General features: G+C 63.4%; 11 protein-coding genes. 4 read left to right on the plus strand and 7 right to left on the minus strand.

Translation table 11 applies throughout. From position 1 onward, the window contains the following. Nucleotides 1-20: 20 nt before the first annotated feature. The 5 genes from FNJ47_RS24350 to xoxF5 form a co-directional block, all read right to left on the minus strand. The gene (locus FNJ47_RS24350) at nucleotides 21-974 is read right to left on the minus strand and encodes a hypothetical protein (protein WP_163157662.1); all 954 of its coding nucleotides are present in this window, start codon (nucleotides 972-974) and stop codon (nucleotides 21-23) included. A 123-nt stretch (nucleotides 975-1,097) separates the two neighbouring features. Next, on the minus strand, nucleotides 1,098-1,661 hold the full coding sequence (gene gfa, locus FNJ47_RS24355) for an S-(hydroxymethyl)glutathione synthase (RefSeq protein ID WP_163157664.1): 564 nt from the start codon (nucleotides 1,659-1,661) through the stop codon (nucleotides 1,098-1,100). Nucleotides 1,662-1,694: 33 nt separating this feature from the next. Then, nucleotides 1,695-2,804 (minus strand): S-(hydroxymethyl)glutathione dehydrogenase/class III alcohol dehydrogenase, encoded by a 1,110-nt coding sequence (locus FNJ47_RS24360; protein ID WP_163157666.1) that lies wholly within the window; start codon nucleotides 2,802-2,804, stop codon nucleotides 1,695-1,697. A 50-nt stretch (nucleotides 2,805-2,854) separates the two neighbouring features. Continuing rightward, a complete protein-coding gene (locus FNJ47_RS24365; protein WP_163157680.1) occupies nucleotides 2,855-3,331 on the minus strand; it encodes a c-type cytochrome, methanol metabolism-related in 477 nt (158 codons plus the stop codon). A 123-nt stretch (nucleotides 3,332-3,454) separates the two neighbouring features. After that, a complete protein-coding gene (gene xoxF5 / locus FNJ47_RS24370; protein ID WP_163157668.1) occupies nucleotides 3,455-5,260 on the minus strand; it encodes a lanthanide-dependent methanol dehydrogenase XoxF5 in 1,806 nt (601 codons plus the stop codon). Between the two features lie 421 nt (nucleotides 5,261-5,681). On the opposite strand from xoxF5, the gene FNJ47_RS24375 reads away from it, so the two are divergent. Together FNJ47_RS24375 and FNJ47_RS24380 are read left to right on the plus strand one after the other, a co-directional pair. Next, nucleotides 5,682-6,656: a helix-turn-helix domain-containing protein gene (locus FNJ47_RS24375; protein ID WP_163157670.1), complete on the plus strand. Its 975-nt coding sequence runs from the start codon at nucleotides 5,682-5,684 to the stop codon at nucleotides 6,654-6,656. A gap of 73 nt (nucleotides 6,657-6,729) precedes the next feature. Then, nucleotides 6,730-7,125 (plus strand): YkvA family protein, encoded by a 396-nt coding sequence (locus FNJ47_RS24380; RefSeq protein ID WP_430649412.1) that lies wholly within the window; start codon nucleotides 6,730-6,732, stop codon nucleotides 7,123-7,125. On the opposite strand, the gene FNJ47_RS24385 is transcribed toward FNJ47_RS24380, so the two are convergent. Further along, complete coding sequence (locus tag FNJ47_RS24385) at nucleotides 7,122-8,486, minus strand: histidine kinase (RefSeq protein ID WP_163157674.1); 1,365 nt, start codon at nucleotides 8,484-8,486, stop codon at nucleotides 7,122-7,124. The two genes, FNJ47_RS24380 and FNJ47_RS24385, sit on opposite strands and share 4 nt — an antisense overlap. Nucleotides 8,487-8,667: 181 nt before the next feature. On the opposite strand from FNJ47_RS24385, the gene FNJ47_RS24390 reads away from it, so the two are divergent. Beyond that, the gene (locus FNJ47_RS24390) at nucleotides 8,668-9,288 is read left to right on the plus strand and encodes a response regulator transcription factor (RefSeq protein ID WP_163157676.1); all 621 of its coding nucleotides are present in this window, start codon (nucleotides 8,668-8,670) and stop codon (nucleotides 9,286-9,288) included. Nucleotides 9,289-9,312: 24 nt separating this feature from the next. Next, nucleotides 9,313-10,158, plus strand: coding sequence for an S-formylglutathione hydrolase (fghA, locus tag FNJ47_RS24395; protein WP_163157678.1), 846 nt, complete (start codon nucleotides 9,313-9,315; stop codon nucleotides 10,156-10,158). Nucleotides 10,159-10,314: 156 nt separating this feature from the next. Here fghA and FNJ47_RS24400 read toward each other — a convergent pair. After that, nucleotides 10,315-10,760 (minus strand): DUF3280 domain-containing protein (locus FNJ47_RS24400; RefSeq protein ID WP_236000080.1); only part of this gene is annotated, 446 nt, incomplete at its 5' end.

Here is a 10,760-nt window from a genome sequence, read left to right on the forward strand (position 1 = left end):
GATCAAACTGCCATGCGGTGCTATTTACCGATCGCGGTCTCCAGCAGCGCCTGGGCCTGTTTGGCGGCCTCGGCGAACGCCGGCTGCTCCGGGGCGTGCTGAACGAAGCAGCGCTTGAATGCGTCCTCGCCCTGCTGGCGGAGGTCGCCGAGCTTGTCATACGCCTTCCTGGTGATCTGCTTGCGCTCGAGCTTCTCGGCCGCTTCATCGGCCTTCTTGTTGTAGTCGGTGCGGATCGTCGTGCAGGCGGGCACTTTCACAGTGGGCTCGATCTCGCCATAGGCGATGTAGAACTTGCCGTTGGCGAGAACAGCCACGAACACCTCATCGGCGGCCTCAGGGAACGAGTCCTGGGTGCGGCCGGCCAGGAAGCCGTAAGTCAGGGTGGCCGAAGCCGGCTTGGCGACCGGCAGGTCGTTGAAATTGACCACCGCGGCGTCGGTCGAGATCGCCTGGGTGTAGAGGCCTTCGAACTTCACCGCTGCGTCGATCTGCTGCGGCACGTTCTTGCTGCCCTTGTCCCACCAGGCCTTGTGCTCCTGCAGCCAGCGCGTGAACAAGGCATCGGTGGTGACGATGATGTGGGCTTTCGGCTCGACGAAACTCCCGTCGGCGCGCTTCTCTCCGATCTTGGCGCCGTCCCTGCCCCTGTCGGCATCGAAGCGCAGGCCGTCCAGCATGCCGAACCCCATGTCGCCCTTATATAGAGTGTCGAGATTGAGCTGGGCGGGGCCAAAGCCCGGCCGGGCGGGCTCGGACAGGATGGCGGCAAGCTGCGCCTTCAGCCCGTCTCGCGCGGCCGCCTCGGCCTTGTCGACGGCCTCGTTGATCTTGTTGTCGCTCGACAGCTTGGCGAATTTGGCGATCGCGGCGTCACGCGCGGCGATGTAGCGGTCTTCCGGCGACGCCGCGTGGGCGTGCGAGAGGACCAGGATAGGGGAAAGGACGAGGGCAAGGCGGAAAATAAAATGCATGCCCTGTGGTCGCCCGCAGGGCATGCAAGGTTCAAGGTCACGGGTACTACCAGCATATCCGTCGCCGGCAGGCCCTCTGCCGGCGCAGGATCTCATCAGGCTCAGCCGACCAGGCTGCCTTGGTCAGGCTGCTTTCGACTTCGCCACGTGGGTCGCGATTGCATCCATCAGCGCCGGCGACAGGCAGTCATAGGGCTCGAGCCCAAGCTCCTTCAGCCGCGACCTGATCCCGGCCATCTCCGCCGGCTTGACGCCGGACTCGATCACCGACGACACGAAGGCGGCAAATCCCGGAGCCGCCGAGCCGGATTCCTGGAACAGCTCGGGGTGGATGAAGTCGAGGCCGTAGAACGGATGGCCCTTGTTCTCGATCCGGCCGTACATATGGGTGCCGCAGCCGGTGCAGGCGTGGCGCTGGATCACCGCGGCCGCGTCGACGATCTTCAGCTTGTCGCCGTTCTCCAGCACGGTGACGTTCTCGCGCGGAACCACCGCGACCACCGAGAAGGTGGCGCCCGCGGGCTTCCAGCATTTGGTGCAGCCGCAGGCGTGGTTATGGGCGACGTCGCCCTTGACCCCGACCTTGACCTTCTTGTCCGCGCATTTGCAGACCAGCGTGCCGCCGGCAAAATTGCCGGAGCCTTGCTTGACGCCATTGTCGACCGACGGGTGGATATGAACAGTCATTGGTCTATCCTCCTAGTGCTTGGTGTTTTGATTTCAGAATACGACGACCGAACGGATCGATTTGCCCTCGTGCATCAGGTCGAAGCCCTTGTTGATCTCGTCGAGCTTCAGCACGTGGGTGATCATCGGATCGATCTGGATCTTTCCGCCCATGTACCAGTCGACGATCTTCGGCACGTCGGTGCGGCCGCGTGCGCCGCCGAATGCAGTGCCCTTCCAGACGCGTCCGGTGACGAGCTGGAACGGCCGGGTCGCGATCTCCTTGCCGGACTCCGCAACGCCGATCACGACCGAGACGCCCCAGCCGCGATGACAGGCTTCCAGCGCCTGCCGCATCACGGTGGTGTTGCCGGTGCAGTCGAAGGTGTAGTCGGCGCCGCCGTCGGTGAGGCCCACCAGGTGCTGGACGATGTCGCCCTGCACCTTGGTCGGGTTGACGAAATGCGTCATGCCGAACTGGCGACCCCAGGCGTCCTTCGAGTCGTTGATGTCGACGCCGATGATCTTGTCGGCACCAACCATCTTGGCGCCCTGGATCACGTTGAGGCCGATGCCGCCGAGGCCGAATACGACCACGTTGGAGCCCGGCGTTACTTTGGCCGTGTTGACCACGGCACCGACGCCCGTGGTGACGCCACAGCCGATGTAGCAGCTCTTGTCGAACGGCGCGTCCTCGCGGATCTTGGCCACCGCGATCTCGGGCAGCACGGTGAAGTTCGAGAAGGTCGAGCAGCCCATGTAGTGGAAGACAGGCTTGCCCTTGTAGCTGAAGCGCGAGGTGCCGTCGGGCATCACGCCCTTGCCCTGCGTCGCGCGGATCGCGGTGCAGAGGTTGGTCTTCTGGCTCAGGCAGCTTTTGCACTGCCGGCATTCCGGCGTGTAGAGCGGGATCACGTGATCGCCCGGCTTCACCGAGGTCACGCCGGCGCCGACTTCGCGAACGATGCCGGCGCCTTCATGGCCGAGGACCGAGGGGAAGATGCCTTCGCTGTCGAAACCGTCGAGCGTGTAGGCATCGGTGTGGCAGATACCGGTCGCCTTGATCTCGACGAGGACCTCGCCGGCCTTGGGGCCTTCCAGGTCGAGCTCGACGATTTCAAGCGGCTTCTTGGCTTCGAATGCGACTGCGGCGCGGGTCTTCATCTTGGTCTCCACTAAACATCAAACAGGTTTGTCGTTCGCGCCGGTCACGCTCACTTCTTGTTGCCCATGCAGGCGTCTTCGGCCTTGCCATAGGCTTCCGACTTGTCTTCATGCTTGGCCGGCCGAACACGCCCAACCGCATCATTGGCGCGGGCGCGCAGGTACACATAGAGGTCGTCCATGTAGCAGGCAACGTTGGGGTTATCGCCGAATGCCGGCATCACATTCTCCTGCGCCGTGGACACGTTCTTGCGTCCGCTCGCGACGACGCCCATGAAGTCCGCGTAGTTCATGCTCTTCAGCGAATTCGCCAGCGCCGGGGCATAGGTCGATCCCATGCCGTCGGGGCCGTGACAGACGTGGCACTCCGAATGATAGCGGCGGTATCCGGAGTAAGTGTACCAGTCCACCGTGCCGTCGGACGTCACCTTGAACGTCGGGTCTCCATCCTTGTCGAGATACTTGCCGTCCTCGCTCTTGACGGCGGTCGGATCACCCGCGTCCTCGGCGGAGGCAACTCCACCCATTGCCACGACGAAAATCGCAGCAGTCACAAACCAGATCTTACGCAAAAGCATATCCTCGCGTGCAGATTGAAGACGGACCGGCGCATGGAGTTCGCTCCATGCGCCGGAACGAGGTCGCTCAGCTCACTGCTGCGGCAGCGAGAACACGGTGAGCGTTCCACCGAGCGCGGTGTAGTTGCTCAGCGCGGCATAGCCGCCGACTGCACCGAGACCGGCCGTCGGATCAGTCAGACCGGCCGCGAGGCCGATGCCTGCCCAACCGCCAACACCCGACAGAACCGCGACGTACTGCTTGCCGTTGTTCTCGTAGGTGGTGACGTTGCCGATGATGCCGGACGGGGTCTTGAACTTGTAGAGCTCCTTGCCCGTCTTGGCGTCGACTGCCTTCAGGTAGCCTTCCAGCGTGCCGTAGAACACCACGCCGCCGGCGGTCGCGAGTGCACCCGACCAGACCGAGAACTGCTCCTTGTTCGACCAGACGATCTTGCCCGTCTTGCCGTCCCAGGCGATGAAGTTGCCCATGTTGGTCTCACCGGGAGGCGGATACATCGACAGCGTCGCGCCGACATAGGGCTGACCTGCGGTGTAGCTCACCTTGAACGGCTCGTAGTCCATGCAGACGTGGTTGGTCGGCACGTAGAACAGCTGCGTGTCGGGCGAGTAAGCCGCCGGCTGCTCGTCCTTCGAGCCAAGCGCTGCCGGGCAGATCCCCTTGACGTTGACGTCCTCGCCGGCCTTGTCGGTCGACGCTGCGTCAAGAACCTTCGGACGACCATAGGTCGGCGAATCCTTCTTCATGTCGACGCCGGAGGTCCAGTTCACCTTCGGATCATACTTCTCGGCGACCAGCAGTTCGCCGGTGGCGCGATCGAGGGTGTAGCCGAGGCCGTTGCGATCGAAGTGGGTCAGGAGCTTGCGCGCCTTGCCGTCGATCGACTGATCCGAGAGGATCATCTCGTTGATGCCGTCATAGTCCCATTCATCATGGGGCGTCATCTGGTAGACCCACTTGGCGACGCCGGTATCCGGGTTGCGCGCCCAGATCGTCATCGACCACTTGTTGTCGCCGGGACGCTGCTTCGGATTCCAGGTCGAGGGGTTGCCCGATCCGTAGTAGACGAGGTTCAGTTCGGGATCGTAGGAGATCCAGCCCCAGGTCGCGCCGCCGCCGATCTTCCACTGATCGCCTTGCCACGTCTTCAGGCTCGAGTCCTTGCCGACCGGCTTGCCGAGCTCGGTGGTCTTGTCGTCGACCAGGATCTGGTCGTCCGGACCTTCCGAGAATCCGCGCCAGACCAGTTTGCCGGTCTTGGTGTCGTAGGCGCTCATGTGCGCCTGCACGCCGAACTCGCCGCCGGAGATACCGATCAGGACCTTGTCCTTGACCACCATCGGTGCGGAGGTGCCGGTCGAACCCTTGCTCGGATCGCCGTTCTTCACCGACCACTCCACCTTGCCGGTCTTCGCATCGAGCGCAACCAGCGTGGTGTCGGCCTGGTGCAGGAAGATCTTGCCGTCACCGTAGGCGACGCCGCGGTTGACGGTATCGCAGCACATCACCGGAATGACGTTCGGATCCTGCTTCGGCTCGTACTTCCAGACGATCTGGTTGTCCTTGGAAAGGTCAATAGCGTAGACCTTGTTCGGGAACGGGGTGTGCACGTACATCATGTTGCCGATGATCAGCGGACCGCCTTCGTGGCCGCGCAGCACGCCAGTCGAAAACGTCCATGCTACCTGCAACTTTCCGACGTTCGAGGCGTTGATCTGATTCAGCTTCGAATAGCGCTGATTGGTGTAGTCGCCGGTCGGCATCACCCAATCTTTCGGGTTCTGCGTCATCTTGTGGAGTTCGTCATTGGCAGTGGCAGCTCCGGCGGCGAACACCGCCATTGCCCCAAGGCTGGTCGCGTATAGCAGCTTGCGCATCGTGGATTTCCTCCCAGGTTCAAGAGCTCAAGGGTTTCCGCCGAAACGGCCCCACTTCTTCGATTTTGGTTCTCCATTTGTAGTCCGATCGCACCCGGCTGACTTGCCCAATAGAGAAGCGCCGTTTGCACAGAAGCGAAGCTGAGTCAGATTTTTGCAGGCCGCCGCCGGATTGGCGGGAAAGCTTGCTTCATGTTGCAGGGCATCAATCGCGGCCGGCGCAATCCGAGCTCCAGTTTGACGCGTGCTAAGGTTGCGCTTGACGAGCCCAGAACTAAGTCGGAGGATCGCCCGCCATTAACCGGGAAGAAATCCCGCCGCCTCCCTAACCTGTTCAGAATCAGGGAGAAGGCGCATCATCCCGAACCAGACTTAAGCGCGGTGGGCAGTCACGTTGGGGATCGAATCGGTGGCTGGAAAGATGTCCGATACAGTCCATTCACTCAGCACGAACGGATTGACGCCCAAGCGTCAAATCCAGCGCTGGTCGGATGCGCTCACTGATCTTTGCGGCCAGTTCGACGTCGATGCGCTGGAAGGATCCTCGCTCGAAGGCCGGATCAACTACACCACCGTGTCGCGGTTGAAGCTGTGCCAGATCGAGGCAAGCCAACATCGCATCGCCCATGCGCTCTCGCGCATCAGGCTGAGCGAGCACCCCTACATCAAGATCGTTTTCCAGACTCACGGCGTCTCGCATTTCGAGCAGGACGGTCTGCACTTCGACATCATGCCGGGAGACTGCTTCGCCTATGACGTCTCATGTCCGCACACGATCATCAGCCCGTCCCTGACGCGTCACGAGGTTGTCATCGTTCCAAAGGACCTGCTCAAGGAGCGCGGCTTCCAGCTCTCCAAGATGGCACCCTGCAAGCTGTCGGCGCGCAACGGCACCGGCCGCATCGCCTATGATTTCGTCCATGCCGCATTCGGCGAGGCACCGACGCTGACCCCGGTCAACGCCGTCGGCGTCGCCGATGCGCTGATCGACCTGCTGCTGCTGCCGCTGCGCGAGACCGGCGCCATGTTCGACCGCGGCAGCGCCGAGGCGACCTATGTGCGGGCCCAGGGGTTCATCCGCGAGCATCTGCGCGATCCCGATCTCTGCATCGACCGCATTTCCGCGGCGCTCGGCTGCTCGAAGCGCTATCTGCACATGCTGTTCAGCGATCGCGGCATGACGGTCAGCGATTACATCTGGAAGGCGCGCCTGCAAAATTGCCGGCAGGAACTGGAATCACAGAACGGCAAGACCATCACGGATGTCGCGTTCTCGTGGGGCTTCTCGAGCTCCTCGCATTTCAGCCGCGTCTTCCGGAAGTATTTCGGCATCGCGCCCTCCTCCGTCCACAAGGGTCTGCACGGGGGCATGCCAGTGGACGTCGTGCTGGAATAGCGCTTCCGTTCGGCGTGCAGGCGCCGCCATGCTGTCCGCCATCAAGCATTCCTCAAGCAAGACCCTTTCCTCAATCAAGACCTTTCCCTCAATCAAGGCCTGGGCGCGCAACCTCAAGCGGGACAGCGTCGCGCTGTATCTCGCTTCGCGTGATCCACGCGTACCGTGGTACGCCAAGGCCGTTGCAATCGCAGTGGCAGCCTATGCGCTCTCGCCGATCGACCTGATCCCGGATTTCATTCCGGTGCTCGGCTATCTCGACGATCTGATTCTCGTGCCGCTTGGCATCTGGCTTGCCATCTCGCTCGTTCCGGACGAGGTGATGGCGGAATGCCGCGCCAAGGCCAGCGCGATATTGCAGCGACCGACCAGCCGAGCCGGAATGATCGCGATCATCGCGCTCTGGATCGCCGGCGCATTCGCACTGGCGTGGGCCGCGTTCACATACTGGCCGCGAACAGCCCCCTAGGACCCCGCGGCCTTCGGCACCAGCGCCTCGACCGTCACGCCATCATCGGTGGAATTGATCTTCAGCGTGCCGCCGAGCGCGAGGATTCGCTCCTGCATGCCGGTCAAACCGCGGCCAAGCCGGTGATCCCTGAGCAAGCCGCGGCCATTGTCGCGAACCCGCACCAGCGCGCAGCCGCGGGTGCCTCGCAGGCCGGCCTGCCGTTCCGCGGGCTCGATCGTGATATCGACTGCCGTCGCGCCGGCGTGGCGGAACACGTTGGTGAGCGCTTCCTGGACGATGCGATAGATCGTCAGATCGGCCATCTCGCCGGTATCGCCGAGATCAGCCGATATGCGGCTCTCGATCTCCACTTCGGGATGCGACTCACTCCAGAGCCGCACCAGCGCGCCGAGCGCTTCCACAAGCCCGAGCTCGGCCAGTCCGACCGGCCGCAATCGCTCCAGGATGCGGCGGGTGAACTGCTGGAGCGCGTTGACCTGCTCGAGGATGGCGTTGCCATGCTTGCGCAGCGCGGACGGATCGGGCTTTTCGAGCTCCGACAGCCGGGTCAGCGCGCCGGCATGCGCGCGCAGCGCGAACAGATAGGGCCCGAACTCATCGTGCAGTTCGCGCGCAATCTCCTTGCGCTCGGAATCCTGCAGCGACACCGCGCGTTCGGCCAGCTGCCGCTTGCTGTCCACGGCCTCGCCCAGCGTCGCCGCCAGATGGTTCAGTTTGGCACAGATCGCAGCCAATTCCGGCGATCCGCCCGGTTCGACGCGGACATCATAGTCGCCCGCCTCGATACCGGTCATGGCCTGCGACAGCGCCTCCAGCGGCGCCAGCGCGCGGCCGACCACCAGCATGGTCACCAGAAGCAGCGCCAGCGCGATCGCGGAGCCGACCTCGAGCTGGGTGACGATGCCGTCCCAGATCTCGGCGATTTCGTCGTCAGGATGCGAGGTGATGACGAGCGATTGCGCCTTGCCGTGAACCGAGACCGGCACCCGCACCGAGGTCTGCTCGGGATGCACCAGCGCGACGAACCACTCCGGCGCGGCGCGCGGTTCACTGGCGTCCTGCGGGCGCTCGGGGGATATTGCCGTCGCGTCATCATGCCGCGTGATGCTGACGTGACGCAGTCGACTCAAGTCCTCGACGATCTGATCGAGCCGCGCATCGGGATCGGGCGCCTCGTTGAGACCGGCTACGATTGTCGCAACAAATTCTCGCGCCAAGCGGATGACACTGCGGTCCTCGGCCTGGACGCGCGGCCCCGCTTCGAGCACGAGCCGCGCAATATTGATGCCGAGCCCAAGCGCCAATATCAGCGCGAGCAGCGCGTTGATCCGTGCGCGCAAGGATAGCTTTTGCCACATGACGTTGCCCCCGACCGCGATCCCTCCTCCGAGAGGATCGTTGACAGCCAAATTTGCCCGGCTATCTAATCGCACCCTATCGCAATCTCGTGCGAGGTGCACAACCGGTCGGAACCGAGGTGTTCTTCGTGCAAACCGATGTAACGACGAGTGAATCGAAGCAGGTCGCCGGAACAACGCCATGCGCATTCTGATCGTTGATGATCATCCCATCGTTGCTTCCGGTTGTCGCACCGTGTTCGCCGACGACCCCGAGATCACCCTGCTGGAAGCGGCGGATGCCGAAAGCGGCGAATTGGCGTTCGTCGCGGAAAAGCCCGATCTCTGCGTGATCGACATCAACCTGCCGACCGTCTCCGGTTTCGAGCTGGCGCGCCGCATCCTGATGCGCGATGCATCCGCGCGTCTCATCATGTTCAGCATGAACGACGACCCGGTGTTCGCCGCCCGCGCCATCGACATCGGCGCCAAGGGCTACGTCTCGAAGACCGGCGATCCCAACGATCTGGTCGAGGCGGTGCGCGAAGTCGGCAATGGCGGCGTCTATCTGCCGCCTGCGATCGCACGCAACGTCGCCTTTGCGCGGCCGGGCTTCGCGCAGAATCCGCTGTCCAAGCTCACCTCGCGCGAGATGGAGATCCTGCGCCTGCTCAGTTCCGGCAAGAGCCTGTCGGAAATCGCCTGGCTGGTGCATTCGTCTTACAAGACGGTCGCGAACACATCATCGATCATGCGCCAGAAGCTTGGCGTGCGCACTTCGGCCGAACTGGTGCGCCTGGCGATCGAGAGCGGCGTCGCCTGACGTCACGCTCCAACCGAGAGGAATATGGCAATGCAGACGGTTTCCCAGAACAAGTCGCATGGCGGCACGCAAGGCGTCTACCGGCACCCAAGCCGCGAAACCAAGACGGACATGACCTTCTCGGTGTTCGTCCCGGAGCACACGGCCGGCGCCAAATTGCCTGTCGTCACCTATCTGTCGGGCCTGACCTGCACGCACGCCAACGTCACCGAGAAGGGTGAATTCCGCGAGGCATGCGCGGAGCTCGGCCTGATCTTCGTCGCGCCCGACACCAGCCCGCGCGGCGAAGGCGTCCCCGGAGATCCCGCCAATGCATATGATTTTGGTCTCGGCGCTGGCTTCTATGTCGACGCAACCGAGCAGCCGTTCGCGACCAATTACCGGATGTGGAGCTACGTCACCGAGGAATTACCGAAGCTGATCGCCGAGCAGTTCCCGGTCGACACGTCGCGGCAATCGATCCTCGGTCACTCCATGGGCGGTCATGGCGCGCTCACGGTGGCGCTGACCTATCCCGATCGCTATCGCGCAGCCAGCGCGTTCGCGCCGATCGTGGCGCCGTCGCAGGTGCCGTGGGGCAACAAGGCACTTGGCGGCTATCTCGGCAGCAACAAGCAGGCGTGGCGCAAACACGATGCGGTCGCGCTGATCGAGGACGGTGCCCGCTTCTCCGATCTGCTGGTCGACTACGGCGACGCCGACGGATTCCTCACCGAGCAGCTGCGGCCCGAACTCTTGAAGGCGGCCTGCGAGAAGGCCGACATTCCCCTCACCTTGCGGCGTCAGCCGGGCTACGACCACAGCTACTACTTCATATCGACCTTCTTGGCCGATCACCTGCGCTGGCACGCCGCACGGCTGAAGGCGTGATGCAATCCCTCCCCGTCATCCTGAGGAGCGCGCAGCGCGTCTCGAAGGATGAACGGCCCGGCCGGTGGCCGTGCATCCTTCGAGGCTCGCCCAGCGGCGCAATTGCGCCGCAAGGCTCGCACCTCAGGATGACGGAGGTACATCCGTGCACCGAGTCTATCGCGCCTGCGGCGCGCCGTAGTTTGGCGCGAGCAGACGGTTGCGCACGAGGTAATCGGTGGCGCGCGACCAGGATTCGTCGGTATTGCCGCGCATGTCGGCGCTCGCTGCTGCCACCAACTGCCCGGTATGTACGTCGCGCAGATAGAGATTGATGTTGAGAATGAGGTTGGAGACCTTCTGCACCACGCCAGTCATCACCAGATCAGCGCCCAGCTCGCCGGCCAGTTTCACATCGCATCCGCCGCAGGCCTGGAGATTGCTGCCGTGCGCCGCAGCATTGACGGGCGCGATGTCGAGCACGCGGAACTTGCCTGAGTCCGCAAGCTCCCTGCGCACCTGATCGCCGGTGCGGAGCAGCCGCGCCTGCTCGTCGGTCCGCGGCCCGTCCACTTCCCCCTGCAGGCTGGTGTCGATCATCTCGAGGTCGAACACGGCGAGCT

It is taken from the genome of Bradyrhizobium uaiense (assembly GCF_010811875.1).
Lineage (GTDB): Bacteria > Pseudomonadota > Alphaproteobacteria > Rhizobiales > Xanthobacteraceae > Bradyrhizobium > Bradyrhizobium uaiense.